Raw genomic sequence first — 24,543 nt, forward strand, 5'->3', positions numbered from 1 at the left:
CACGATGTTAATATTTGGCAATCAAGACGCTTAGACGTCTAAATGCTAACGTTATTTCGCTTGCCGCAGGCAGGCGGCAAACCGACGCCACCGGCAGCACGGCGCACTATCCACTCTGGAGATACCATGATCCGCGCTATCGTGACCGATATTGAAGGCACCACCAGCGACATTCGCTTCGTCCATAACGTCTTATTCCCCTACGCCCGCGAGCGGCTGGCCGCATTTGTCACCGCGCAGCAGTATGTCGAGCCGGTCAGTACCATTCTCGACAATCTGCGTACGGAAATCGCCGCCCCCGAAGCCAGCACCGCAGCGCTTATCGAGACGCTATTCCGCTTCATGGATGAGGATCGTAAATCGACGGCGCTGAAAGCGCTGCAGGGCATTATCTGGCGCGAAGGCTATCTGAACGGTGATTTTACCGGCCATCTTTACCCCGATGTTCTGCCGTCGCTGGAGAAATGGAAGGCAATGGGCATTGATTTATATGTATATTCCTCAGGCTCGGTCGCCGCGCAGAAATTGTTATTTGGCTACAGCGACGAAGGTGATATTACTCATCTCTTTAGCGGCTATTTCGATACCCTGGTCGGCGCCAAACGCGAAGTTCAATCCTATCGCACCATCGCTGAGCAACTGGGGCATAGCCCGGCGCGCATTCTGTTCCTCTCTGATATTCATCAGGAACTGGACGCCGCTGAAGAAGCGGGTTTCCGCACTCTGCAGCTGGTACGCGGCGACCGCGATCCGGCCAGCCATCATCCACAGGTTCAGCGTTTTGACGACATCGACCCGGAGCAACTTCCCTCATGAGCGCATTAACTATTTTTTCCGTTAACGATGCCAGCCATCCACGCTGGCACAGCAGCAACGCCGATGAGATCCAACAGCAATTGCGCGCGAAAGGGGTGCGCTTCGAGCGCTGGCAGGCCGATCGCAACCTTGGCCCGGCGCCAAGCGCTGAAACCGTTATTGCGGCCTATCAGCACGCGATTGATAAACTGGTGGCTGAAAAGGGCTATCAGAGCTGGGACGTCATTAGCCTGCGAGCGGATAATCCGCAGAAAGAGGCGCTGCGGGCAAAATTCCTCAATGAGCATACCCATGGCGAAGATGAAGTGCGCTTCTTTGTCGAAGGCGCCGGGCTGTTTTGCCTGCATATCGGCGATGAAGTCTTTCAGGTGCTGTGCGAAAAGAACGATCTGATCTCCGTCCCGGCAAATACCCCACACTGGTTCGATATGGGTTCGGAGCCGAATTTCACCGCCATTCGTATTTTTGACAATCCGGAAGGCTGGATAGCGCAGTTCACCGGCGATGCTATCGCCGATGCCTACCCGCGCTTACCCTAACCTTTATGCATAGCGGCGGCGCAGCAGCTCGCATTCGAAGAGAAATTCGAGCCCTTCCAGTTGACGCCGCGCCTCGCTAACATCCCTGCCCCAACAGGTTAAACCGTGGCCGCGGATCAAAAATCCATAACGTAAAGGATGTCTACGGGCATACGCTTCAATCCGCGCCGCCAGCGCCTCAATATCCTGATCGTTATCAAAAATCGCCACCGGTACGCTATCGAGATGGCTATGCTGCCCGCTCAGCGTTTTTTGCATTTCATAGCCCTGCAACTGCAGGGTATCGCTGGTTTCAAGACGTGAGAGCACCGTGGCGTGCACGGTATGCACGTGCAGCACGACGTTCGCTTGCGGAAACAGACGATAAACCAGCGTATGCAACCCGGTCTCCGCCGACGGTTTACGGCCCGACGGCGCGCGATTGCTGGCGATGTCCACCTGCAAAAAATCGTCGCGGGTCAGGCTGCCCTTATCGCGCCCCGATTCACTTAACCAACACCAGCGCGCATCCTCGCGTACTGACATATTGCCGCCGGTTGCCGGCGCCCACCCTTTCGCGCCAATCCAGTGACAGGTGGTCACCAGTTGTGCGAGTCGCTCTTGCCACATAATCGTTCCTTATCGATGTTAACCGTTACGCCAGCGGCGCAAATATGCCGTCCGCCACCTGCTGTGGCGTGACCACGCCGCTATCCAGCACCCAACCGCTGATTAACGACGCTGGCGTCACGTCAAAGGCAGGGTTGTAAACCGGCGCGTTTTCTGGCGCCCACTGTACGGCGCCAAAGCTGCCTTTTACGCCGGTCACCTCTTGCGCCGCACGCTGTTCAATCGGGATCGCCGCGCCGTTCGGGCAGTGGCGATCGAGAGTGGTTTGCGGCGCCGCCACGTAGAAAGGAATGCGATGATAGTGAGCCAGCACCGCCAGCGAATAGGTCCCAATTTTATTCGCCACGTCGCCGTTGGCGGCGATACGATCCGCACCGACCCATACCGCATCAACCTGCCCCTGCGCCATCAGGCTGGCGGCCATTGAGTCGGTAATAAGCTGATACGGCACGCCCAGCTCCCCCAGTTCCCAGGCGGTCAGGCGGCCGCCCTGCAGCAGCGGCCGCGTCTCATCGACCCAGACGTTAGCCACCTTGCCCTGTTCATGGGCCAAAGCGATAACCCCCAGCGCGGTGCCAACCCCCGCCGTCGCCAGACCGCCGGTATTACAGTGGGTTAACAAGCGGCTACCCGGCGTCACCAATGTATTACCGGCTTCGGCAATACTGGCGCACAGCTGTTTATCTTCGGCAATCAGGCGCAGCGCTTCGCTCTCCAACGCCTGCGGATAGTTTTCCTGCGCCAGCGCCTGCTTCATCCGATCGAGATTGTTCATCAGATTGACCGCGGTCGGCCGCGCCGCACGCAATGTTTCCAGCGCCTGAGCAAGCTCGTCGCGGGAAAGACCGCGCTGGGCTAACAGCGCCAACAGCAGGCTGGCGGAGAGACCAATCAACGGCGCGCCGCGCACCCGCAAAGCATGAATATGGTCCACCAGCAGCGCAACGTTATCCGCCGCCAGCCAGCGTTTTTCCTGCGGCAATGCCTGTTGATCGAGAATAAAAAGCTGATTTTCGCTTACCCGCAGGCTGGTGGTCTGTAGTGTCTGCATATCGTTAAATCCCTGTTGCGTTGTTGTATCACATTGTGTCAGGATGAAATCCAGATGTATAGACGTCTGAACGGCTTAATTCAGCACTTTTGAGGATCGAGGCAATGTCGCAATACCATACCTTCACGGCCAGCGATGCGGTGGCTTACGCACAACAATTTGGCGGGCTCGACGATCCGTCTGAGCTGGTGTCGGCGCAGGAGGTAGGCGACGGCAACCTCAATCTGGTGTTCAAAATTTTCGATGCTCAGGGCGTGAGCCGAATTATTGTTAAGCAGGCGCTGCCCTACGTGCGCTGCGTCGGCGAATCCTGGCCGCTGACACTGGACCGCGCGCGCCTCGAAGCGCAGACCCTGGTCGCCCACTATCAGCACAGCCCGCAGCATACGGTACAGATTCTTCATTTCGATCCCGCTCTGGCGGTGATGGTAATGGAAGACCTTTCCGATCACCGTATCTGGCGCGGCGAGCTTATCGGCAACGTCTACTATCCGCAGGCAGCAAGCCAGTTGGGCGAATATCTGGCGCAGACGCTGTTCCACACCAGCGATTTCTATCTCCATCCGCATGAGAAAAAAGCGCAGGTGGCGCAATTTATTAATCCGGAAATGTGCGAGATCACCGAGGATCTGTTTTTTAACGATCCGTATCAGATCCACGAGCGCAATAACTACCCGGCGGAGCTGGAAGAAGATGTTGCCGCCCTGCGTGAGGACGCTCAGCTTAAACTGGCGGTCGCGGCGCTGAAGCACCGCTTTTTCTCACAGGCCGAAGCCCTGCTGCACGGCGATATTCATAGCGGCTCCATCTTCGTCGCTGAAAATAGCCTTAAAGCCATCGATGCCGAATTTGGCTATTTCGGCCCAATCGGTTTTGACGTCGGCACCGCCATTGGCAACTTGCTGCTTAACTACTGCGGTTTGCCCGGTCATCTCGGCATTCGCGATGCCGCCGCCGCGCGCGAACAACGGCTCAACGATATTCAGACCTTGTGGCACACCTTCAGCGAGCGTTTCCAGGCGTTAGCGACGGAGAAAACCCGCGATACCGCGCTGGCCTGCCCCGGTTACGCCTCAGTATTCCTCAAAAAGGTTTGGTGTGATGCTATTGGATTCTGCGGAACCGAACTGATACGCCGCAGCGTCGGGCTTTCACACGTCGCCGATATCGATTCTATTCAGGACACGGCCATGCGCCACGAATGCCTGCGCCACGCAATTACGCTCGGCAAAGCGCTGATCGTCATCGCCGAGCGTATCGATAGCGTGGACGAACTTATCGCCCGCGTGCGTCAGTACAGCTAAACGCGTGATTATTTATGTTGAGCTTCCAGCGTGGCAAACCACGGGGCAATAAAATCTTCGGTCTGCCCCCAGCCCGGGATTATTTTCCCCAGCGACGCCACGTTGACCGCCCCAGGCTGTGCCGCCAGCAGCGCCTGCGGGATCGCCGCCGCTTTGAAATCGTAGGTAGCCGGGGTGCTTTCTCCGGCAATCTTATTGGCAATCAAGCGCACGTTGGTGGCGCCGATGAGTTTCGGGTCGACCGCCACGCTAACCTTCCACGAACTACCGGCTTCCCGCATCAGCTGTAAATCCTGATTGGAAATATCGATGCTGTAGAGTTTGATTTCGCTGCGTCCGTTTTCTTTCAGCGCCTTATAGGCCCCCTGGCTAAAGGCATCCCAGGTGCCCCAGATGGCGTCGATTTTCCCTTTCGGATACTTGGCCAGAATCGCGCCGACTTTGTTAGCGGTGTCACCCTGCACGTCGGATGAAACGGCGCCGATAGACTCCAGCTCTTTAATCCCCGGATTTTGTTTAAGCAGCGTCTGGTAGGCCGCCTGCCGGCGTTCCATTGGCGGGAAGCCGGCCACCCACAGCTTGATAATGTTGGCCTTGCCGTTGAAATCTTTCACCAGTTGGCCAAAAGAGAGCTCGGTCAACGAGGCGTCATCCTGCTGGCTAACCGTCACGCCGGGGATGGATCCCTGCACAGCGGTATCGAACACCGCGACTTTGATCCCGGCATCGACCGCCTTTTTCACCAGCGCGGTCGAGTACGGGTCGCGCCCCTGGGAAAGAATAATACCGTCATATTTCTGGCTAATGGCCTGATTGACGAAGTCCTGGAATTTGGCGTCATCACCGTTGCTCAGGAAGGCGCTGACTTTAAAACCGAGCTTTTTACCTTCCTGAATCGCCCCGGCGACAAACTGGGTAGTGTTATCGTCAGAACCGAGATTGCGAATCACCGCGATGCGGATCGGGCCGTTATGCTCAGCGATCGCCGCCGGAACCGGCGTCGGGGTCTGCGCCAGCGCTGCCATCGACTGCAGCAGGCCCAGCGCTATAAGAGAAAGTGCTATCTTTTTCATTTTGTTTACCCTGTAAAGTGTTAGGTCCGGCGCTGAAAATAGGTCAGTGCCAGCGCGCCAGCCAGCACCAGCCCTTTAATAATGTCCATCGCGTAATAGGGCACCGACAGCATCACCAGGCCATTGGAAAGCACGCCGAGGATCACCGCACCCACCAATGTACCCAGCGCATTCGGCTTGCCGGAGCCCGCCAGCGAAAAGCCGATCCACGCCGCCGCGACCGCATCCATCAGGTAACCGCCCCCGGCGTTCACCTGGGAAGAACCAATCCTAGATGCCAGCAGAATGCCGCCCAGCCCGGCCAACAGCGAGGCAATCACGTAGGCCGCCACTTTATAGCGCGTGATCCGCAGGCCGGAGAGTCGCGCCGCCTCGGGGTTGCCGCCGATGGCGTACATCCTCCGCCCGTGAGTGGTGAACGACAGCGCCAGCTGCGCGATTAGCGTTACCACCAGCATGATAATGACGATGGTCGGTACCTGCCCCAGCGCGCCAAACGCCGCCGGGATCGTACCTTCGGCCATCTCGCCACTCGGCAGCACCATATTTTCGGTGATCGAGCCGCCGTAGCTGTAGGTCATCGCCACGCCCTGAATCACAAACAGGCTGGCAAGCGTGGCGAGCATGTCAGGAATGCGCAGCACCACGATCAGAAACGCGTTGAATAGCCCAACCAGCGTACAGAGCGCGAGGGTGATCAGAATGGCTTCAGTGGTGTTCAGGCCGTGCCAGACAAACAACGAAATCACTAACGCATTCGCCAGCGACGCCGTCGACCCCACCGACAGATCAAAGCCGCCGATGGTAAGAGAAATCGATACCCCAATGGCAATCACCGTCACGATAGCGATGGAGCGCAGAATGTTGATGATGTTAAACGGGTCAAGAAAGTTATCCGAGGCCAAACCAAAGACGCCAACCAGCAGCACCACGGTCAGCAACATGCCCCATTTATAGAGAAAATCGAAAAACCGCTGACGGCCCGATACCGTCGCGTTAACTGCCAGAGCCTTGCTCACGCTGCCGCTCCTCCGGTGGAGTAATAAAGAATCGTCTCCTCCCGCGCCTCGGCGCCGGGAATTTCCGCCACAATGCGCCCATCCCACAGCACGCAGATGCGATCGCACAGGCCTACCAGCTCGGAAAATTCGCCGGAGGCGTAAATCACGCCCCGGCCTTCCCGCGCCAGGCCATCAATCAACTGAAACAGATCGGTTTTCGCTTTCACGTCCACCCCTTTCGTCGGCTCGTCGAAAATCAGCACGTTTGCACCGCCGCGCAGCCATTTGCCGATGGCCACTTTTTGCTGATTACCGCCGGAGAGGCGGCGCAGCGTCTGCCCCGGCCCGGTGGCGCGCACGCCGATACGGGCAATAACCTCCTGCGCCCACCGCCACGCCTGCCGATGACCGAACAGGCCCCAGCGCGAAAAGCTGTTATCGGCGCTGACCGCCAGATTCATGGCGATCGCCTCATCGATGAATATCCCCTCTTTGCGCCGCTCTTCCGGCACCAGCGCCAGCCCCTGGAGGACGGAATCGCCCGGATCGCGCGGCCGCCACGGCTGGCCGTTAAGTTCGCCGTAGCGCACCCGGCTTTTACTGGCGCCGAATAAGGCTTTGCAAAGTTCAGTTTTCCCCGCGCCCGCTAAGCCGGCGATACCGAGAATTTCGCCCTTATGCAGACGTAGCGAGATATCCTGCAACAGCGCTTCGTCATGCAAACCGTCAACCTGCAGCAGCACCTCTTCGCCATGCGGCGGACGCGCAGGCGGAAAAATATCGCTCAACTCGTGGCCGAGCATTTTTTCGACGATCTGCTCGCCGCTGAGCTGCGCCATCGGGCCGCTTTCGATTAAACGGCCATCGCGCAGTACCGTCAGGGTATCGCAAATCGCTTTTAGTTCATGAATACGATGCGAAATAAAGACCACGCCGATCCCCTGCTGCTGCAGACGACGAACCACCGCAAATAAGCGTTCGCTTTCGTGCTGATCCAACGGCGCGGTGGGTTCATCAAGAATCAAAAAGCGGCAATGGTGCGACAGTGCGCGAGCCAGCAGAATTTGCTGTTTTTCGGCAAGGGTACAGCTATCGATTGAACGTCGAACATCCAGCGCAATATCAAGCTGCGCCAGCGCTTCGCGCGCCTGCTGACGCACATGCGACCAGCGAAAAACCGCACCCGGTTCAGCCAGCCTGTCCAGCATGATGTTTTCGGCAATGCTCAGCCCCGGAACCAGCGCAACATCCACCTCCTGCTGTACCAGATGGATGCCCAGTTGCTTTGCATCGCGCGGCGAACGAATGCTAACCGGCTGGTTATTGATCGCGACTTCGCCTTCGTAATCGGCGTGCGTCCCGCACAACACCGCCATCAGCGTCGATTTGCCAGCGCCGTTGGCGCCGGTCAGCGCATGCACCGTTCCGCCCTTAAGGGTAAAATTCACCTTGCTCAGCGCCTGAAAGCCGGAAAAGGCCAGGCTAATGTTATGCATCTCAAGGCGATTCACGCTCATCACCCTCCCCAGGGCAATTAATATTCTGATTTAACGAATTTTTCACAGCTGCCGATGCCTGACAACTGCGTAAAAAGCATAAGATAAAACCAAATAATATTAGCCATCTGGATGTCCAGATATGAGCGGGCTTACAGTGGAGGTACGGAGGAAGATTGTCTGGTCAAAAACGGCAGATAAGCAATTTTCTAAAATCGATAGTGGCGGTTAAACGCCGAACCACCGCCACCTACCTTCATGAGGAACATACCGAATATGACTATTCAGTACATCAAGGAAGTCCGCGGTGTCACAGCTGGAAGCGCTGAACTCCCATCCGCAGAAGCGAACCCGCGAAAAACTGGCGGCGATTTACGGCTGTACCCAGGAGCAAATCAGCCTTTATTTACCGAAAGAAGGCTAGCAGCACTTTGCCCCGCCCTTACCGCCGTAGCGTGCGTCCTGGCGTTCGCGGAAGAATTCTTCATAGGTCATCGGCGTCTGGTCCGGATGCGTGATCCGCATGTGTTCGACGTAGTTGTCGTAATCCGGCACGCCGATCATCATCTTCGCCGCCTGGCCTAAATATTTTCCTGCTTTTGAAAGGGTGTCGAACATAATGAGTTTCTCGCTTATTCCCCTCACCCCAGCCCTCTCCCACAGGGAGAGGGAGGAGAAGAAAGGTAGGCCAAACAGGTTAATGCGCGCGCTTCGCCTGCGCCGTTAAGGTCTGCGCATCCGCGGGCATCGCTTCATACGGCGTCTCTTTCGCCGTCGGTTTATCCTCTTTCAACGCCGCCAGTGCGGTTTTAATCGAGAACAGCGCCAGAACCACCACCACAATCATAAAGAAGATAGTCAGCCCGGCGTCGAGACGGTTATTAAACACCAGCTGCGCCAGCTGCGATTCCGTATACTGCGGCGGAATGGCGCCGCTGTCGATCATCGCCTGGAATTTATTGGCGATGGCCAGGAAACCGACTTTGGTATCCGGGCTAAACGATTTCTGCCAGCCGGCAGTCAGCGTACAAATCAGCAGCCAGCTTGTCGGCAGCAGCGCCACCCACGCATAGCGCTGGCGTTTCATCTTGAACAGTACCACCGCGCACAGCATCAGCGCCATTCCCGCCAGCATCTGGTTGGCGATACCGAACAGCGGCCACAGGGTATTGATGCCGCCCAGCGGGTCAACCACCCCCTGATGCAGGAAGTAGCCCCACGCCAGGACGCACAGCGCGGTCGCCAGCAGGTTAGCCGGAAGCGAGCTGGTTTTTTTCAACCCGGGGCTAATCACGCCCAGCAGATCCTGCAGCATGAATCGCGCCGCGCGGGTGCCGGCATCGACCGCCGTCAGGATAAACAACGCCTCAAACAGAATGGCGAAGTGGTACCAGAAAGAGACATCCATCAGCCCGCCCAGCGAGCCGTGCAGAATGTAAGCCATCCCCACCGCCAGCGTCGGCGCGCCGCCGGCGCGTGAAATAATCGACTGTTCGCCGACCTCATGGGCTATTTGATTCAGCGTATCCGGGGTAATGCTAAAGCCCCAGCCGCTCACTACCTGCGCCGCCGAGGCCACGACGTCAGTCGTCCCCGCCGGCGCCAGCACCGCCATCGGGCTGTTCATCGCGAAGTAGACGCCCGGGTCGATAATACAGGCCGCCACCAGCGCCATAATCGCCACGAAGGATTCCATCAACATGCCGCCGTAGCCGATAAAGCAGGCCTGGCCTTCGTTGGCTAACATCTTCGGCGTGGTGCCGGAGGAGATCAGCGCGTGGAAACCAGAAACCGCGCCGCAGGCGATGGTGATAAACAGGAACGGGAACAGGTTGCCGGTCCAGACCGGGCCGGTACCGTCGACGAACTTCGTCAGCGCCGGCATAGTCAGCGTCGGGCGCATAATCAGGATGCCAATCGCCAGCCCAACGATGGTGCCGATTTTCAGGAACGTGGAGAGATAGTCGCGCGGCGCCAGCAGTAGCCAGACCGGCAGTACCGCGGCAACAAAGCCGTAACCCACCAGAATCCACGTCAGCTGTACGCCGGTATAATCAAACCACGGCGCCCAGGTCGGGCTTTCCGCCACCCAGCCGCCGGAAATAATCGCGAACACCAGCATCACCAGGCCTATCACCGACACCTCGCCGATGCGCCCCGGGCGCAGGTAGCGAATATAGATGCCCATAAAGATCGCCAGCGGGATGGTAAAGGCGACGGTGTATGTCCCCCATGGACTGTGGGTCAATGCTTTCACCACGATCATCGCCAGTACCGCGAGGATGATCACCATGATCATAAAACAGGCCACCAGCGCCAGTACGCCAGCGGTCGGCCCCATCTCCTCTTTAACCAGTTCGCCAAGCGAACGGCCATCGCGGCGGGTCGAAACAAACAGCACCATAAAGTCCTGCACGGCGCCGGCCAGCACCACGCCGGCGAGGATCCAGATCATCCCCGGCAGGTAGCCCATCTGCGCGGCAAGCACCGGGCCAACCAGCGGCCCTGCGCCGGCAATCGCGGCAAAATGGTGACCGAACAGCACTTTTTTGTCGGTCGGAACATAATCGAGACCGTCGTTATGTCGTACTGCCGGCGTCATCCGCGTTGGGTCAACGCCGAGGACGGTTTTGGCGATATACAGGCCGTAGAAACGATACGCGATCAGATAAACGCAGACCGCCGCGACGACAATCCACAGCGCGTTTATCTGCTCACCCCGGTTTAAGGCGATATAGCCGAGGGCAAAGGCTCCGATTACGGAGAGCATTGTCCAGATAAGGTATTTCCCTGAATTATTCATTGTTGTGGTCCACCGGTAGGGTAATCAGGATGTTACAGTTTGTTTCTAGAACACAACGCAGAATTTAACAACTTCGAAACAGCGCAGATGCCATGCCGCGGCGGAGATTTGTCTCACATTGCTAGCGGGATCACTTAAGACAGGGAAATTAATGAAAGGATTACCGTGAACGGTGCCGTTTTTTTGTCGGGTGGCGGCCTCAAAACCCCCGGTGGCGCTACCGCTTACCGGGGCTACAGCGCTGTGCGATTTGGTAGCCCGGCTCAGCGCAGCGCAAGCCGGGGAAATAGCGGCGTCTTAGCCAAGCACCGCGGTACCCAGACGACAGGTGCAGCAGCGCCGCCCTTTTTCGTCATACACTACAATTTCCCAGCTCTGACTCTGGCGGCCAAGATGCAGCGGTCGGCATTCACCGCGCACTTTACCGCTGGAGACCGGACGATGGTGGGTAGCGTTAAGCTCGGTGCCCACCACGCACTGCCCATCCTCCGTCATCAGCCAACCGGCCATCGAGCCCAGCGTCTCCGCCAGCGCCGCGGAAGCGCCGCCGTGCAGCAGGCCAAACGGCTGATGCGTGCGCGCATCCACCGGCATCTCCGCCTCCAGTAGCCCCTCTTCCAGCCGGGTGTAGACGATGCCAAGATGCGCCACCATGGTGTTTTCGCTGCTGGCGTTCAGCGCCGCAAGCGTGAGCTCTCGTTTCCAGGCCATCTACGCCCCCAGCGTCGAGCCGCCATCGACCACAATATCCTGCAGCGTGATATGGCTGGCGTGAGAAGAGGCGAGGAACAAAATGGTATTGGCGATCTCCTGCGGTCGGGCGATTTTGCCCAGCGGGATGCCAAGCTTAAACTGCTCGCCAAATCCGCGGATCCGCTGCTGTTCAGCATCTTCATTGACCCACAGGGTACGTTGCATATCGGTGTCGGTGGAGCCCGGCGATACCAGGTTGCAGCGCACGCCGCTGCCTGCCAGCTCAAGCCCGACAGTCAACGCCAGGCTTTTCAGCGCCGCTTTCGAGGCGCCATAGGCGCTCATGCCGATACGCGGAGTATGCGCGGCATCGGAGGCGACGGTGACGATCGCCCCGCCCTGCTGACGGCGGAACTGCGCCATCGTCTGCTGAAACAGATTAAACGCGCCGCCGACGTTCACCGCGAAGGTCTGCTGCCAGTCCTCCGCGCTCAATTGATCGGTCGCCCCCATGCGCAGGATCCCGGCCGCATTCACCAGCACGTCCAGTCGTTCGATATCGTTGAGTAGACGCGCGCAAACGTCGCGTACCTGGTCGGCATCGGCGACGTCGAGCATTTCGGTGGCAAACGGGTAGCTTTCGCCGTCAAAGGCAAGGTCGAAACCGGTGACGTTGGCCCCGGCCTCGACGAAAGCCAGCGCGGTGGCATAGCCAATGCCTTTACCTGCGCCGGTCACCCACACGGTCTGGCCGTGAAAATCCAGCGCAGCCATTATTTCACCTCGCGGGAAAGCAGCGCCCACCAGGCGTCGATGGTCGGGTTTTTCGCCAGCATCACGAAGTCGATATCGCCGTGCACTTTGCGCCAGCGGGCGGCCAGCGCCATCATACGCACCGAATCCAGACCGTAGTCGATCAGGTTTTCATCATCCAGCGGTTCGTCGGATTCGTCGAGCAGCGGCAGAATTAGTGCTCGCAGGGCCGCTTTGGAGGCCGGCAGCGGCAGTAGTTCTTCGGTCATCACCACCCGTCCGGAACGGCCAGCGACGTATTTCAGCGCCATCAAATGCTCTTCGCGGCTGAAGTCCGCCAGCGCATCGGCGACAAAGAACGGTTTGATATCGCGCATAAAAGCGTCGGTGGCGGTAGTCATGCAGCCGATATGGGCGTAAACGCCGGTGATGATCAGCTGGTCGCGGCCGGTCTCTTTCAGCATTTCTTCAAGCGGCGAACGATGAAACGCGCTGTAGCGCCATTTCACCAGCACCGTATCCTGCTCATCCGGCGCCAGCGCGGCAATCACCTGTTGCTGTTCCGGCGAGCGAGTCAACCCCGGCCCCCACATATCATTCAGCAGGGCGCGGTCTTCATCGCTCTGCTCTTTCGGCTGGGCGGTGTAGAACACCGGAATACCGTTTTGTTTGCAGAAGTCGCGCAGAGCGGCGATATTGGCCACCACTTTTTCCATCATCGCGCTGTTTTCGCCCCAGAAATTGAGGAAATACTCCTGCATGTCGTGGATCAGCAGCGCGGCGCGCGACGGCTCAAAGGCCCAGTTAACTTTGTTCGCCGGAATATCGCTGGCTTCCGGCAGCGCGTAAGCCTGTAATTTAGGGATTGCCATTTTCTGTTCTCCTTCAGCCCAGCTTGCCTTCGGCCAGCCACTGACGTAATTGTTTTTTATCGACTTTGCCCACCGGCGTCAGCGGCAGCGCGGCAACGCACTCCACGCGATCCGGCAATTTAAATTCCGCCACGCCCTGCTCGCGCAGGAAGCGGCGCACCGCGACGGCGCGCAGCGGCGATGTCACCACCAGATAAGCGCAGCTCTTCTCGCCCAGCAGATTGTCCTCAATGCTAACCAGCGCGGCGTGGATCACCGCCTCATGGCGCAGCAGCAGGTTTTCTATCTCTTCAGCGGCGATCTTCTCGCCACCGCGGTTGATCTGATCTTTTTCCCGCCCCTGGACGGTGATATAGCCATCTTCATCGATCGAAATCAGATCGCCTGAGCAGTAAAATCCATCGGCATCAAAGGCTTCCGCGTTATGTTGCGGGCTGTTGTAGTAGCCGCGGAAGGTATAAGGCCCGCGGGTCATCAGACGGCCCACTTCGCCGCGCGGCAGCGGGTTGCCGTCGGCATCCGCCACCCACACTTCGTCGTCAGGGCACATCGGGCAACCCTGGGTATTGATAATCCGCTGCGGGCTATCGTTTAGGCGGGTGTAGTTAACCAGCCCCTCCGCCATGCCGAACACCTGCTGCAGCTGGCAGCCGATTTCCGCCGGAATGCGCGCGGCGAGCGTTGCGGACAGGCGCGCTCCGCCAACCTGCAGTAACTGCAGCGATTGCAGTTGCGCGTTGCTGCCCCATTCATGAATAGCCTGCAGCCACAGGCTGACCGCCGGCGGCACCAGCGACGCGACGTTAATCTGATGTTTTTCAATCAACGGGAAACAGAGCGTGGCGCTCGGGTCGGCGGCGAGGATCACCCGGCCGCCGGCGAGGAAGACGCCCAGTGAGCCCGGCGAGCTCATCGCATAGTTGTGCGCCGCCGGCAACGCGTTGAGATAGCGCGTATCGGCGTTAATACCGCAGATCTCGTTGCTGCGGCGGATACTGTAATCGTAATCGTTATGGGTACGCGGGATAAGCTTCGGCGTCCCGGTGCTGCCGCCAGAGAGCTGGAAAAAAGCCACTTCGTCAGCCGGGGTCGGATTGGCGACAAAGTTATCCGCCGTACGGTTAATTTCCGTCGCCAGGTCGCGCTCGCCGCCATCGTTACGCAGCAGCGCGACGCGCAGTGAAGGATGCTCAGCGATAAAACCATTGAGGAAGCTATCGTCCGCAAACAGCGCGTGTTCGCGGTCGGCAATCAGCAGCGAGGGTTTGATCTGCGTGGCGTAGGCGTTGAGTTCGCTACGCTGGTGGCTAAACAAGGCGTTAACCGGAGCGACGCCGATGCGCAGCAGCGCAAAGAAGGTAATGTAGAACTCGGCGACGTTGCCAAGCTGCACCAGCGCGGTTTCTCCGCGCTTAAGCCCCTGATGCTGCAGGGAAGACGCGAGGTTATCCACCAGCAGGTTAAACTGGCGGAAGCTAATCTGCCGCTCGCCGTCGATAATCGCCACGGCGTCATTTTCCGCATGACGAGTAATCAGATTGGTTAACGGCAGATCCTGCCAGTAGCCTTTTTGACGATAGCGGGCCGCAAACTCTTCCGGCCAACGGGTAAATGCAATCATCCTTGCCTCTTAATTCAAGCCAAATACGTTAAGCATGGTGGTGAGTTTGACGCCGGTTTCGCGCCATTCGCCCAGCGGCGAGGAGGCCGGGACGATCCCCGCGCCGGCAAACAGGCGCAGCGAGCGTTGATGTAGGCGCGCGCAGCGGATGGTCACTACCCATTCGCCGTTGCCTTCGTCATCGCACCAGCCGACAATGCCGCCAAACAGCTGGCGATCGAACGGTTCGAGCTCGGCAATCAGGCGCTTCGCCACCTGGTGCGGGAAACCGCTCAGCGCCGGGGTCGGGTGCAGCAGGCAGGCCAGCGACATGGCGTTTTCTTCCGCCAGCGCCGTACCTTCGATCGGCGTCGCCAGGTGCCATAAGGTTGGCGTGGTAATCAACTGCGGTGATTCCGGCAGCGACAGCTGGCTACTGCGCGGGCCAAGCACGCTCTTCATCGCCTGGGTCACCAGCTCGTGCTCATGACGATCTTTACCGGAGGCCAGCAATTTATTGCCTGCTTCGCGGTCCAGCACGTCGTCAGGCTGGCGGCGGGCAGAGCCGGCCAGCGGCAGCGAACTGAAATGCAGCCCTTCTTTACGCAGCAGGAGTTCCGGGCTGGCGCCCAGCAGTACCCCGCCGTCTGACAGCGGGACATGGAAATTAAAGCTCGCCGGGTTCTGGGCAATCAGCCGCTCCAGCAGCGCGCCGCTATCGACTCGGTCGCGGGTAGTGATATCAATCAGCCTTGAGAGCACCACTTTGTCGACTTCCGGAGTCGCCGTCAGCGCGGCGGCACGTTCCACCATCGCCAAAAACTCGTCCTGTTCCGGGATCTCCTGACGATCGACAACATCCATCGCCTTGAGCGGCGCCGCGTAACGCGCGGACTGCTGTTTGTCGGTACGGGAGAAGGTTTCCCAGCGTTCGGGGATATAGAGCTCGGAAGGCTGATTGGTGTCGAACGGAATCGCCCCGACCATTACCGGCTTGCGGATCCCCGCCGCGCGGGCTTCGGCAAAAGCGGCCGCCATTTTCTGCTGGAACTCGCCGTTCAGCGAATCACCGCCGACGGCAGGTTGGGAAAAACGGCTAAAACAGCCGGTGGTGCTGAAGCTGCGGTACGGCGACATAAAGAAGAAGCTTTGCGGCGACAGGGTCTGCGTTTTTTCCTGTACATCCTCAGCCAGTGACGTTTCCATATCATCCTCCAAAAACGATAAAGATATTAAGAATAATTATCATTTATATTTTTGTTGGCTAACCTAAAAGGTATTGCTCTCCTTGTCAACCGCACAAACAGCAGGTTATGCGACTTAAACTTGCATCCATGCAACACAATGTTGAAAATGAGACGTATTTACTACAACTGACTCAGGATGCGAATTCGTGAATTTTGCCACTTTTTGCCGTCGTACTTTACTCGCCAGCGGGCTGTGCCTTTTAGGAATTACCTCAGCGCTGGCGGCGGACTGGCCGCGTCAGATCGCCGATAGCCGCGGCACCCATACGCTGGAAAGCCAGCCGCTGCGCATAGTCTCAACCAGCGTTACCCTCACCGGCTCGCTGCTGGCTATTGATGCGCCGGTGGTGGCCAGCGGCGCAACCACGCCGAATAACCGCGTGGCAGACGCGCAGGGCTTTCTGCGCCAGTGGGGCGATGTCGCGAAAAAGCGCAAACTGGCGCGACTATATATTGGCGAACCCAGCGCCGAAGCGGTGGCGGCGCAGATGCCGGATCTGATCCTGATTAGCGCCACCGGCGGCGATTCCGCTCTCGCCCTGTACGACCAGCTTTCGACTATCGCGCCTACGCTTGTCATCAACTACGACGATAAAAGCTGGCAGACGCTGCTTACCCAATTGGGACATATTACCGGTCATGAAAAGCAGGCGGACGCGCGCATTGCCGAGTTCAATAAACAGCTCGTTTCGTTAAAAGAGAAACTGAAGTTGCCGCCGCAGCCGGTCACCGCGCTGGTTTATACCGCCGCGGCGCATAGCGCCAATATCTGGACGCCGGAATCAGCGCAGGGTCAGATGCTGGAACAGCTAGGCTTTAAGCTGGCGGCGCTGCCGGGCGGCCTTCACGCCAGCCAGAGCCAGGGTAAGCGTCACGACATCGTGCAGTTGGGCGGCGAGAATCTGGCGGCGGGTATCAACGGCGAAAGCCTGTTCCTGTTCGCCGGCGACCAGAAAGACGCTGAGGCCATTTACGCTAACCCGCTGCTGGCGCACCTGCCGTCGGTTGCTGCGAAGCGCGTTTATCCGCTGGGTACCGAAACCTTCCGTCTTGACTACTACAGCGCCATGCTGGTCCTGCAGCGTTTATCCGCGCTCTTTGCCTGAGTCTCCCTTCCCGGCGCCAGGCGCCGGGATCTCATTTCATCTCATCAAACACATCATCTATCTGTTACAAAAGACTTTTTATTCCTTTTCCCCTTTGATATCTCATCCATTCCTCATGCGAAACATCATCATTTGAGGTGTTGTTTTGTGATTAGCCATCGTCGCCGCCTTCCCCGAATATCTGCCCCACACCACTTGAGGTGGACATTCAACTCAGAAGGAACTTACCGTGACCACTAGCAAATTGATCAAGGGCGATACCCTGACCGAAACCAGCAACGCAGCAGATGGTTTTAACCCGGCAACTGAAGTCAGCAACTACAGCTACACGTCAGACCGCGTCGCCAAACCGGTCTATAACAAATACAAAAGCGCAACCACCAAACCAAAGGTATTCGGTTACTACACCGACTGGTCTCAGTATGATGGTCGCCTGCAGGGCAGCGATGCGAAAGATAACCGCGGCCGCGGCTACGACCTGACCAACGTCTCACCGACCGCTTACGATAAAATCATCGTTGGCTTCGTCGGCGTGACCGGCTTCCATAAAGTGGATGGTCTGTATCGCGATGTGGTGGCCGAAGGCGCCGAGCAGTGCGGCAAAGTCAAATATGAACCGACCTTCCTCGACCCGTGGGGCGACTTCCAGTCTTACGTTAACGTTGGCCACAGCGTTAGCGGCTGGGACGTCGATCCGAAAACCGTAACCCAGACGAACACTAAAGGCCTGCTCGGCGGCCTGCGCGACCTGCAGGCGAAAGCCAAACAGCAGGGCCACAACCTGGTGCTGTCCATGAGCATCGGCGGCTGGACCATGAGTAACGGCTTCCATGAAACCGCGGCATCTGATTCCGCACGTAAAACCTTCTCTAAAGGCGTGGTGAAGCTGTTCAAACAGTTCCCGATGTTCAGCGAAGTGGATATCGACTGGGAATACCCGAACGCTGAAGGCGCCGGTAACCCTTATGGCCCGGAAGATGGCGATAACTACGCCCTGCTCATTGCCGAACTGCGTAAGCAGCTGGATTCCGCCGGCCTGAGCGATGTCAAAATCTCTATCGCCAGTTCGGCGGTGGTGAAGACTTTCGATTATTCCAACGTCAAAGCGCTGCTCAGCGCCGGTCTGTACGGCATCAACCTGATGACCTATGACTTCTTCGGCACCCCGTGGGCCGAAAGCATTGCTCACCACAGCAACCTGAACGCCATTGAACAAGGCGGCTGGGCGGTTAACACCATCGTTGAACATCTGCTGGCGGAAGGTTTCCCCGCTGAACGTATCAACATCGGTTACGCCGGTTATACCCGTAACGGCCGCAACGCCGAGCTGGAGTCGCTGTCTCCGCTGAAAGGTACCTATAACCCGGGTAACGGCACCACCGTCGGTACCTTTGAATCGGGTACCACCGAATGGTATGACGTCATTTATAACTACCTGGACCTGGAAAACCAGAAAGGGCGTAACGGCTTTAACGTTTATACCGACCAGGTGGCTGACGCTGACTACCTCTACAACCCGGAATCCAAACTGTTTATGTCGCTGGATACGCCGCGCACCGTGAAAGCCAAAGGCGAATACGCGGCGAAGCTGGGCCTCGGCGGCATGTTCACCTGGACTATCGACCAGGACAACGGCGTGCTGGTTAACGCCGCCCGTGAAGGTCTGGGATATGAAATCGCTTCTGAAGTTATCGATATGGACCCGTTCTATTTCGAAGGCATCAACGTTGCGCCAGCTGATGAACAAGAGGAAGAAGATACAGACCAGACTGAACCGACGGTAAACCATGCGCCAGAGGCGGCGATTGAGATGATGGTCGTAGGCGGCTCCCGCGTTCGTCTGTCCGGGGAAAAGTCGTCTGATGAAGATAGCGACGAGCTGAGCTACAGCTGGGGCGTGCCGGCAGCGATTGATGTTGCGGATAAAACCGCTGCGGTTATTGAGTTCGATGTACCGGAAGTCACCGCGGATACCGAGTTTACCTTTACCCTGTTCGTTCGCGATACCTGGGGCGAACCGTCAACCCAGCAGCGCTTTATTCTGTCGGTGGTCGTCGCTTCCCAGGGGGAACCAAGCGCTGATGAGCCGGCCGATGAGCCTGCGGATCAACCCGCTGATGAAGGAAAAGATACCGATGACGCGCCGGCAAAGGATGATGAAGTCGTGCCGTCTGACGACGCCACGCCTTACCCGCTGTGGGATGCCAAAACCGTTTATGGCGGCAACTGGGGTACCTTTGAAACCGTGAGCTGGAAAGGTCACAACTATCAGGTGAAATGGTGGTCTCAGGGCAACCAGCCTGACCTGTACTGCGGCCAGTTCGACGTCTGGAAAGACCTCGGCGCATACTAAGTGTTATAAGTGAAGCCAGGCCCCGGAGCAATCCGGGGCCTTTCGCTATTGTTGCGCTTAACTTTCGCTGACCATTTCCGGACGCTGAAAACGACGTAGCTCGCGTAATAAGCCAACCAGTAATACGCCAACAATTACCAGCGCCCAGCCGCTGGCGCTGGCTGAAGCCACCGGGGTCATCACCGCCCCTAATCCGCCAAGCAACGCCGCGCCAATGGCATCACCGGTGACGTTCTGCGCGGTCCACAGGCCATTAATGCGCCCCAGCATATTCTCCGGCGTTTGCGTCTGGATAAGCGTGTACTGTAGCAGCGAGCTTATCGCGCTCAGCCAACCAAACAGCGCCAGACAGAGCGCGCCCAGCGCCCAGAACGGCATCACGCTGAATAAAGCGATCGCCACAAATGCCCCTACCGTTGTCATCAGCATTAACGCTCCCGGCCTGGCGGTATGCGCCAGTTGCCCGCTGGTTAACGCTCCCAGCGCCGCGCCAAGCGGGATGGCGGCGTACAACAGGCCAATTTGCGAATTTGACATCTGCCAGCCTTCCGCCAGCGCCGGATAAAGCACCCGCACCGCGCTGGCCATCGTCAACAGGCCGCCGAGCAGCGCAATACCGCCAATAAGCGGGCTATTAAAGAGAAATTTTAGCCCCGCCAGTAACGATTTCAGCGGATGCTCGCGCGGCTGCGGCGGTGGCGGCAGCAGCGGCAGGCGTAGCAGCGTCAGGGTGGTAATGAACGTCCCTGCCGCCGCCAGGCCATAGTTCCAGGCAACACCGCCGGTCGCCAGCAATAGCCCGCCAATCATCGGCGAGATCACCGAACCGAGACGCACGGTCAACATGGTGATCGCCCCTGCCTGCATCAGATTTTCGCGGCCGACTAACGCCGGCGTTGCCGCCAATAGCGCGGTTACGCCTAAAGAGGCGAAGAAGCCATCCCAGATCCCCAGCAGGTAAATTGCCGCCAGCGAGGGTTCCGGCAGCATGGCGTTCAGGCACAGGCCGACGAAGCCAACGCCGCAGGTGCCACGCGCCAGCAGGATCAGGCGTTTGCGTTCATAACGGTCGGCCAACACGCCGCCGACCATCAGCCCAATGAACATTGAACAGCCGGTCAACATCACCGAGAGCCCCACCTGCCAGGTCGAATGGGTCATCATCTGGATTTGTACCGGGATCGCCACGCCTAGCAGGCCAAGCGACAGGATCGAGATAAAGCGAGCGATAAAGACGGCGCGGAACGCCGGATGGGTGCGCAGGAGGCTGACATCAAGCAGCCGGGAAGGTCGGTTCATGCAAGGGCCTTGTCGTTATTTTTCATACCATTTTTATGGTTTCTCATGATAACATACCTGAATAAAATCGATAACGATAACTACTATCATTATCATATCAGGGATTTGAACTATGTCGTTTTCTACGACCACGGTGCGCGCCGTCGCCGTGCCTGGTCTCTTGTTACTTTTAGCTCTCGCGATTGCGCTCAGCCTGCTTATCGGCGCCAAACCTCTGCCGCCTTCCGTGATTGTCGATGCCTTTTCCGGCAGTTGTCAAAGCGCCGACTGTACCATCGTACTGGATGCCCGCCTGCCGCGTACGCTGGCTGGATTGCTCGCCGGCTGCGCGCTCGGTCTCGCCGGCGCGCTGATGCAAACCCTCACCCGTAACCCGTTGGCCGACCCGGGCCTGCTCGGCGTCAACTCCGGCGCCAGCTTCGCCATCGTGTTAGGCGCGGCGCTGTTGGGTATCACTTCGCCGCAGGAGCAGCTGCTGATGGCCTTCTGCGGCGCCTTCGCCGCGTCGCTACTGGTCGCGTTTACCGGCAGCCAGGGCGGCGGCCAGCTTAGCCCGGTGCGCCTGACCCTGGCGGGCGTGGCGCTGGCGGCGGTACTGGAAGGCTTATCTAACGGCATCGCCCTGCTCAACCCGGACGTATATGACCAGCTGCGCTTCTGGCAGGCCGGCTCGCTGGATATTCGCACCCTGCAAACGCTGAAAATCGTCCTGCTGCCGGTACTGATTGCCGCCGCGGTAACGCTGTTTCTCAGCCGGGCGCTAAACAGCCTGAGTCTCGGCGCCGACACCGCCACCGCGCTCGGTAGCCGGGTCGCGCGCACCCAGCTTATCGGCCTGCTGGCAATCACCGTCCTGTGCGGCAGCGCGACGGCGCTGGTCGGCCCTATCGCCTTTATCGGCCTGATGATGCCGCATATGGCGCGCTGGCTGGTCGGCGCGGATCACCGCTGGTCATTGCCGGTTACGCTGCTCGCCACTCCCGCCCTGTTGCTGTTTGCCGACGTGCTTGGCCGCCTGTTGGTGCCCGGTGAACTGCGCGTTTCGGTGGTCAGCGCCTTTATCGGCGCGCCGGTGCTGATCTGGCTGGTTCGCCGTCAGCCGCGAGGAGGTGCGCTGTGATGGCCCCTTCCCGCCGCCTGATTTTCTGCTGCCTGCTGCTGATCGCCGCCAGTCTGCTGGTGTCGCTGCTCGGTCTGGGTAATGGCCTGGTGCCGCTCAGCATCGAACAGGTGGTTTCGGCGCTACTCGGTGACGCGCCGCGTAACGTCAGCATGGTGGTCACCGAATGGCGCTTGCCGCGCGTGCTGATGGCGCTGCTTATCGGCGCCGGGCTTGGCGTCAGCGGCGCCATTTTTCAGTCATTGATGCGTAACCCGCTGGGTAGCCCGGACGTAATGGGCTTCAACACCGGCGCCTGGAGCGGCGTGCTGGTAGCGATGGTGATGTTCGGCCAGAACCTGACCGCCATCGCGCTGGCGGCGATGCTTGGCGGCGTGCTGACCTCGTTGGTGGTGTGGCTGCTGGCGTGGCGCAACGGCATAGAAACTTTCCGCCTGATCATTATCGGCATCGGCGTGCGCGCCATGCTGGTGGCATTCAATACCTGGCTGCTGCTGCGCGCGTCGCTTGAGACCGCCCTTTCCGCCGGATTATGGAATGCCGGTTCGCTCAACGGCCTGACGTGGGGCAAAACCTGGCCATCGGCGCCGCTGATTCTGCTGATGTTGGCGTGCGGCGCGCTGCTGGCGCGGCGGATGCGGCTGCTGGAGATGGGCGACGATACCGCCTGCGCGCTGGGGGTTCGGGTCGAACGTTCGCGCCTGCTGCTGATGCTGGTAGCGGTGCTGCTGACCGCTTCCGCCACCGCGCTGGCCGGGCCTATTTCTTTCGTCGCGTTGGTCGCGCCGCATATCGCCCGGCGGATAAGCGGTACCGCACGCTGGGGGTTAACCCAGTCGGCGCTGTGCGGCGCGCTGCTGCTGGCGCTGGCCGATTACTGCGCTCAGCGCCTGTTCATGCCTTATCAGTTACCGGTAGGGGTGGTCACCGTCAGTCTTGGCGGTATCTACCTCATCGCGTTATTAATTCAGGAGTCCCGCAAAAAATGACCGCTGTAACTTCCCGTTTGCGCGGCGACCAGTTGACCCTGGCCTACGGCAAAAAGACCATCGCCGAATCGCTGAATGTCACAATTCCTGACGGTCATTTCACGGCGATTATCGGCCCCAACGGCTGTGGTAAATCAACCCTGCTGCGGACCCTTAGCCGTCTGATGACGCCGTCCAGCGGACACGTTTATCTCGACGGCGAGCAGATCCAGCGCTACGCCAGCAAAGAGGTGGCGAAGCGGATTGGCCTGCTGGCGCAGAATGCCACCACGCCCGGCGATATCACCGTACAAGAGCTGGTGGCGCGCGGGCGCTATCCGCACCAGCCGATGTTTACCCGATGGCGTAAAGAAGATGAAACTGCGGTAAATAACGCGATGCGGGCGACGGGTATTGTCGACCTCGCGCTGCAGAGCGTGGATACCCTCTCCGGCGGCCAGCGCCAGCGGGCATGGATTGCGATGGTACTGGCGCAGGAGACGGCGATTATGTTGCTTGATGAGCCGACGACCTGGCTGGATATCAGCCATCAGATCGACCTGCTGGAACTGTTAAGCGAGCTGAATCGCGAGAAGGGATATACGCTGGCGGCGGTACTGCACGATCTCAATCAGGCCTGCCGTTACGCCACCCATCTGATCGCCCTGCGCGACGGTAAGATCGTTGCCGAAGGCGCGCCGAAAGAGATCGTCACGGCGGATCTGATTGAGCGTATCTACGGCCTGCGCTGCACGATAATCGAGGATCCGGTGGCGCATACGCCGCTGGTGGTGCCGCTGGGGCGTCGTTAAGCATATAGCATAAGCACCTGGGCAACGGCTAAAAGGTCCGCACTCCCTCCGGGACTAAGGTTTCGGTTGGTTAGCGCTTTGTCCATGATCGCTAAATCCGCAGTAGTCCAGCCATGTGCAAGTAATTGGCTGGCGTACAATTGGACAAAATGTAATCCTTCCAGCCCCCCTCTTGAGACGAGATTAGTATCGGGATTAACGGCCATTAAACTTAAGAGCGCCTGATGCAAACGTTTCTGAGGACAATGCTCAGTAAACCACCAGGGCAGTATATGCTGGCGAATGATCTGAAACCCGCTTTCGGCCTCCCCTCGCGCCCCGGTTAATCCGTATTGTTGATATAATCGCTCTCCCGCGGTCTTTCCAGAGCTGCCACCCTGTAGTTCTTTTGCCACAATGCCACGAGTAATGCGCCTGACCGTTTCGCAAAGGGATGACAACGTTAGCGCTTCGCTACGTCCGCTCAACCATCCTGCCGCAGCACAGAGTAACCCAAGAGAAAAGATGCCGCCTTTATGGGTATTAATACCATGAGTGGCGGTAAACATCGCTTGTTCACAAGCCAACCCAATTGGGCGAATCAGCGGCAATAGCGCGGTTTCATCCACATGGCAGTATTGCTCAGCCTTAAACCAGAAATGAGATAGCCACGGAGTAATCGCATCGATGCTGCGTAAGAATAGCGATAAATCCATATCCCGGTGCGCGCCATTATTAGCCGCATCCACCAAACCTGGCTTAGGTGTTAAGTAAACTTCATCAAGCAATGCCTGTCTGGCAGCCATGACAATATCAGGCATGGTTAATTGACTGGCGATACGCACGTTAATCACGACTAAACCAACCATCAATACGTTGTTCTATCTGGTTAGCCGCATCCGACAGCGGCCTCACCAGCAGTAAGAAAATAAACGGAAATTGCCAACGCGTCAGCCACTCCTGCTGGCGTGGAGCACAAAGCGCTTTCACCGCCAGCAGGAGATTGAGACTCACGCCCGCCATTTCAGGCGTTGGTAGCATGGATTGTT

23 protein-coding genes and 2 pseudogenes are annotated in these 24,543 nt (G+C 58.5%); 10 read left to right on the forward strand and 15 right to left on the reverse strand.

What is annotated here, in order from left to right:
• Nucleotides 1-126: 126 nt before the first annotated feature.
• Together mtnC and PGR10_RS16075 are read left to right on the forward strand one after the other, a co-directional pair.
• A complete protein-coding gene (gene mtnC / locus PGR10_RS16070) occupies nucleotides 127-816 on the forward strand; it encodes an acireductone synthase (protein WP_087860253.1) in 690 nt (229 codons plus the stop codon).
• Nucleotides 813-1,355 carry a 1,2-dihydroxy-3-keto-5-methylthiopentene dioxygenase gene (locus PGR10_RS16075; RefSeq protein ID WP_113373842.1) on the forward strand — a complete coding sequence of 181 codons (543 nt, stop codon included), beginning with the start codon at nucleotides 813-815 and terminating at the stop codon, nucleotides 1,353-1,355. Before mtnC ends, PGR10_RS16075 begins: the two co-directional genes overlap by 4 nt.
• A gap of 3 nt (nucleotides 1,356-1,358) precedes the next feature.
• Here the strand turns inward: PGR10_RS16075 and PGR10_RS16080 are convergent, their stop codons facing one another.
• Nucleotides 1,359-1,964 carry a methylthioribulose 1-phosphate dehydratase gene (locus tag PGR10_RS16080; RefSeq protein WP_430923765.1) on the reverse strand — a complete coding sequence of 202 codons (606 nt, stop codon included), beginning with the start codon at nucleotides 1,962-1,964 and terminating at the stop codon, nucleotides 1,359-1,361.
• A 25-nt stretch (nucleotides 1,965-1,989) separates the two neighbouring features.
• Nucleotides 1,990-3,015, reverse strand: coding sequence for an S-methyl-5-thioribose-1-phosphate isomerase (gene mtnA, locus PGR10_RS16085; protein WP_315709669.1), 1,026 nt, complete (start codon nucleotides 3,013-3,015; stop codon nucleotides 1,990-1,992).
• A gap of 104 nt (nucleotides 3,016-3,119) precedes the next feature.
• Here mtnA and mtnK point away from each other — a divergent pair, with 104 nt between their 5' ends.
• A complete protein-coding gene (gene mtnK, locus PGR10_RS16090) occupies nucleotides 3,120-4,319 on the forward strand; it encodes an S-methyl-5-thioribose kinase (protein WP_213794473.1) in 1,200 nt (399 codons plus the stop codon).
• A gap of 8 nt (nucleotides 4,320-4,327) precedes the next feature.
• On the opposite strand, the gene PGR10_RS16095 is transcribed toward mtnK, so the two are convergent.
• The 3 genes from PGR10_RS16095 to PGR10_RS16105 are packed head-to-tail and all read right to left on the reverse strand — an operon-like array spanning nucleotide 4,328 to nucleotide 7,910.
• On the reverse strand, nucleotides 4,328-5,392 hold the full coding sequence (locus PGR10_RS16095) for a sugar ABC transporter substrate-binding protein (RefSeq protein ID WP_087860258.1): 1,065 nt from the start codon (nucleotides 5,390-5,392) through the stop codon (nucleotides 4,328-4,330).
• Nucleotides 5,393-5,412: 20 nt separating this feature from the next.
• Nucleotides 5,413-6,411 carry an ABC transporter permease gene (locus PGR10_RS16100; RefSeq protein ID WP_032714059.1) on the reverse strand — a complete coding sequence of 333 codons (999 nt, stop codon included), beginning with the start codon at nucleotides 6,409-6,411 and terminating at the stop codon, nucleotides 5,413-5,415.
• Entirely contained in the window at nucleotides 6,408-7,910 is a 1,503-nt protein-coding gene (locus PGR10_RS16105; RefSeq protein ID WP_430923766.1) for a sugar ABC transporter ATP-binding protein, read from the reverse strand. Before PGR10_RS16105 ends, PGR10_RS16100 begins: the two co-directional genes overlap by 4 nt.
• 197 nt (nucleotides 7,911-8,107) lie before the next feature.
• Between PGR10_RS16105 and PGR10_RS16110 the strand changes: the two are divergent.
• Together PGR10_RS16110 and PGR10_RS16115 are read left to right on the forward strand one after the other, a co-directional pair.
• A pseudogene (locus PGR10_RS16110) lies at nucleotides 8,108-8,218 on the forward strand (hypothetical protein); the annotation flags it as partial.
• Nucleotides 8,188-8,313: pseudogene (locus PGR10_RS16115) on the forward strand (helix-turn-helix domain-containing protein); the annotation flags it as partial. The pseudogenes PGR10_RS16110 and PGR10_RS16115, both read left to right, overlap by 31 nt.
• Here the strand turns inward: PGR10_RS16115 and PGR10_RS16120 are convergent.
• The 7 genes from PGR10_RS16120 to entC all read right to left on the reverse strand — a co-directional run bounded on the left by PGR10_RS16120 (nucleotide 8,310) and on the right by entC (nucleotide 15,816).
• Nucleotides 8,310-8,507, reverse strand: coding sequence for a YbdD/YjiX family protein (locus PGR10_RS16120; RefSeq protein ID WP_002893903.1), 198 nt, complete (start codon nucleotides 8,505-8,507; stop codon nucleotides 8,310-8,312). The pseudogene PGR10_RS16115 and the gene PGR10_RS16120 overlap by 4 nt on opposite strands.
• A gap of 79 nt (nucleotides 8,508-8,586) precedes the next feature.
• The gene (gene cstA / locus PGR10_RS16125) at nucleotides 8,587-10,692 is read right to left on the reverse strand and encodes a pyruvate/proton symporter CstA (RefSeq protein WP_430923767.1); all 2,106 of its coding nucleotides are present in this window, start codon (nucleotides 10,690-10,692) and stop codon (nucleotides 8,587-8,589) included.
• 297 nt (nucleotides 10,693-10,989) lie between these two features.
• A complete protein-coding gene (gene entH / locus PGR10_RS16130) occupies nucleotides 10,990-11,403 on the reverse strand; it encodes a proofreading thioesterase EntH (RefSeq protein WP_087860261.1) in 414 nt (137 codons plus the stop codon).
• Entirely contained in the window at nucleotides 11,404-12,159 is a 756-nt protein-coding gene (entA, locus tag PGR10_RS16135; protein ID WP_087860262.1) for a 2,3-dihydro-2,3-dihydroxybenzoate dehydrogenase EntA, read from the reverse strand.
• Nucleotides 12,159-13,010, reverse strand: a complete 852-nt coding sequence (gene entB, locus PGR10_RS16140) for an enterobactin biosynthesis bifunctional isochorismatase/aryl carrier protein EntB (RefSeq protein ID WP_430923768.1) — start codon at nucleotides 13,008-13,010, stop codon at nucleotides 12,159-12,161. The genes entA and entB overlap by 1 nt, the downstream gene beginning before the upstream one ends.
• Before the next feature lie 13 nt (nucleotides 13,011-13,023).
• Nucleotides 13,024-14,631: a (2,3-dihydroxybenzoyl)adenylate synthase EntE gene (entE, locus tag PGR10_RS16145; RefSeq protein ID WP_430923769.1), complete on the reverse strand. Its 1,608-nt coding sequence runs from the start codon at nucleotides 14,629-14,631 to the stop codon at nucleotides 13,024-13,026.
• A 9-nt stretch (nucleotides 14,632-14,640) separates the two neighbouring features.
• Entirely contained in the window at nucleotides 14,641-15,816 is a 1,176-nt protein-coding gene (entC, locus tag PGR10_RS16150) for an isochorismate synthase EntC (RefSeq protein ID WP_045361975.1), read from the reverse strand.
• Between the two features lie 187 nt (nucleotides 15,817-16,003).
• Here entC and fepB point away from each other — a divergent pair, with 187 nt between their 5' ends.
• A complete protein-coding gene (fepB, locus tag PGR10_RS16155) occupies nucleotides 16,004-16,963 on the forward strand; it encodes a Fe2+-enterobactin ABC transporter substrate-binding protein (protein WP_113373833.1) in 960 nt (319 codons plus the stop codon).
• A gap of 229 nt (nucleotides 16,964-17,192) precedes the next feature.
• On the forward strand, nucleotides 17,193-19,316 hold the full coding sequence (locus tag PGR10_RS16160) for a glycosyl hydrolase family 18 protein (protein ID WP_430923770.1): 2,124 nt from the start codon (nucleotides 17,193-17,195) through the stop codon (nucleotides 19,314-19,316).
• A gap of 57 nt (nucleotides 19,317-19,373) precedes the next feature.
• On the opposite strand, the gene entS is transcribed toward PGR10_RS16160, so the two are convergent.
• A complete protein-coding gene (entS, locus tag PGR10_RS16165; protein WP_430923771.1) occupies nucleotides 19,374-20,615 on the reverse strand; it encodes an enterobactin transporter EntS in 1,242 nt (413 codons plus the stop codon).
• Nucleotides 20,616-20,727: 112 nt separating this feature from the next.
• Between entS and fepD the strand changes: the two genes are divergently transcribed.
• From fepD to fepC, 3 genes are read left to right on the forward strand one after another with little or no spacing between them, the layout of a single operon-like run.
• Nucleotides 20,728-21,735 carry a Fe(3+)-siderophore ABC transporter permease gene (gene fepD, locus PGR10_RS16170; protein ID WP_213794466.1) on the forward strand — a complete coding sequence of 336 codons (1,008 nt, stop codon included), beginning with the start codon at nucleotides 20,728-20,730 and terminating at the stop codon, nucleotides 21,733-21,735.
• Nucleotides 21,735-22,724: an iron-enterobactin ABC transporter permease gene (gene fepG / locus PGR10_RS16175; RefSeq protein WP_213317422.1), complete on the forward strand. Its 990-nt coding sequence runs from the start codon at nucleotides 21,735-21,737 to the stop codon at nucleotides 22,722-22,724. The genes fepD and fepG overlap by 1 nt, the downstream gene beginning before the upstream one ends.
• Nucleotides 22,721-23,515 carry an iron-enterobactin ABC transporter ATP-binding protein gene (gene fepC / locus PGR10_RS16180; protein ID WP_087860268.1) on the forward strand — a complete coding sequence of 265 codons (795 nt, stop codon included), beginning with the start codon at nucleotides 22,721-22,723 and terminating at the stop codon, nucleotides 23,513-23,515. The genes fepG and fepC overlap by 4 nt, the downstream gene beginning before the upstream one ends.
• Here fepC and citG read toward each other — a convergent pair.
• Nucleotides 23,512-24,363 carry a triphosphoribosyl-dephospho-CoA synthase CitG gene (citG, locus tag PGR10_RS16185; protein WP_430923772.1) on the reverse strand — a complete coding sequence of 284 codons (852 nt, stop codon included), beginning with the start codon at nucleotides 24,361-24,363 and terminating at the stop codon, nucleotides 23,512-23,514. The genes fepC and citG overlap by 4 nt on opposite strands.
• Complete coding sequence (locus PGR10_RS16190) at nucleotides 24,341-24,535, reverse strand: hypothetical protein (protein ID WP_430923773.1); 195 nt, start codon at nucleotides 24,533-24,535, stop codon at nucleotides 24,341-24,343. Before PGR10_RS16190 ends, citG begins: the two co-directional genes overlap by 23 nt.
• Between the last annotated feature and the right edge of the window lie 8 nt (nucleotides 24,536-24,543).

Origin of the sequence: Klebsiella sp. 141198, assembly GCF_050600785.1 — a bacterium.
Taxonomy (GTDB): Bacteria; Pseudomonadota; Gammaproteobacteria; order Enterobacterales; family Enterobacteriaceae; genus Klebsiella; species Klebsiella aerogenes.